1 protein-coding gene and 1 pseudogene are annotated in these 1464 nt (G+C 49.5%); both read right to left on the bottom strand.

Annotated elements, in window-relative coordinates:
- Positions 1 to 77: 77 nt before the first annotated feature.
- Positions 78 to 917 carry an endonuclease toxin domain-containing protein gene (locus tag AD944_RS00460; RefSeq protein ID WP_231873618.1) on the bottom strand — a complete coding sequence of 280 codons (840 nt, stop codon included), beginning with the start codon at positions 915 to 917 and terminating at the stop codon, positions 78 to 80.
- 225 nt (positions 918 to 1142) lie between these two features.
- Positions 1143 to 1464 (bottom strand): annotated as a pseudogene (locus tag AD944_RS00465) (IS630 family transposase); the annotation flags it as partial.

Genomic DNA, 1464 nt, shown 5'->3' on the forward strand with positions numbered 1-1464 from the left:
GACTTCCTCAGACTCTATGGAAATCCATTTATCCGTTCGCTGGATGCTGCAACTTTTGGTTCGTATGACAGCCATGATCAGCTCACCGTATCAATCTGGATGGAAATACTCTTTTTTGATTTTTCTGGAATTTTGATCTTGGCTCTGTGATAGGCACGACAGAGGGCTTCCCACTCTTTCTGAAGAGTGGGGCTCATTTTGTCTGGATCAGTAATATAGGGCACGCCGATGTTGAGCGTATAACTTTGAATTTGATCTTGGCGAAAAGAAACGAAAGTGTTTGAACCAATTTTCGACCGATCTTGATCGTATCCAGCCATTTTATAAGCACTTGCCATAACGCGTGCCGTCACTGCCGTGGGATTGTCCTGGTACCATTTCATTTGTAGGTCGATCGTCTTGTCACTTATTGCAACACCGTTATCTCGGTCCCAATGGTCGAAGGTTTTCCAGTTTGCTTTTTCGTCCTGAAGCCAGACAACGCCGTTCGGGTCCTGCGATGGATTGAGCTGGTTCTGCACCCAGGCTTCATAGGGCAGCCCCTGATCATCCCCTCGGCCGCCGTTAGATTTCCAGTGGATGCCGTTATCTTTATAAGACTGGCTCCAGTTTTGCCCATTCACGATATCAAAGCTCTGATTGGCAGGTTTGATGTCGGTTTCGTTACTGATATTCCTGACGATCGATGTGTTTTTGCGGAACTGAACCGGGTCGCAGTCATCCGTTTTGTCCTGCTGTAACTCTTTGATCTCGACAAGAACTGACGACTCATCAATTGCTGCAGCAAAAACGTTCTCTCCGCCAGCAGTCATCAGGGCACGGGTTTCATCAATAGTGGCCCCTGATTCGAGATACGGATTGGTCAGAAGGTTTGCTTCCAGACCCAATCGCCTGATTTGTAGATGATGCGAGATCATTGACCATATCCTGAAAAGACACAGACACGGATGGCGTATAGGCTGCCGCTTCTGCGGCGAGTTGATCGGTTGTCTGGTTCTGTATGGTGGTGGTCCAGGCATAGGAGAGATTATAGAGCGCTGTGCCTGCGGTCTGGAGTGAGACAGTGTCCGGTGGGAGTTGTCCCCAGTCAGCATACACATCCTGAATTGTTTGTTGTGCTGCAGGTGAATGTACGATCTCTGTCAAAATATCATGTAGGCTGCGGTGATCTGGTCATGACGCAAAGCAGCCAGAAAGGTCAGTGTCTTCCAGTGGTCATGGGAAACCCTGGCTCTCAGTCTCTCACCTTTGCGGCAACGACCGTGAGTGCGCGTCATGTTGGTCTTGGCCCAGGCTTCGTCGATAAAGACCAGACGGGTGGGATCTATGTTGGCCTGATAGCGCTTGCGCGCGACGTCAGGCCGGTCCTGATCGCAGGGCAGCACGCTTTTTTTGAAGCTGATCCCTTCGAATTGGAAAAAGCGTGAGACTGTGTAGAATTTTGTGCGGTGGCATTTTTTCAGG

This window comes from Acetobacter tropicalis (assembly GCF_001580915.1).
Taxonomy (GTDB): Bacteria; Pseudomonadota; Alphaproteobacteria; order Acetobacterales; family Acetobacteraceae; genus Acetobacter; species Acetobacter tropicalis.

Coding starts and splice junctions, on each gene's coding strand:
- AD944_RS00460 (WP_231873618.1), bottom strand. CDS start 917: ATGATCTCGCATCATCTACAAATCAGGCGATTGGGTCTGGAAGCAAAC.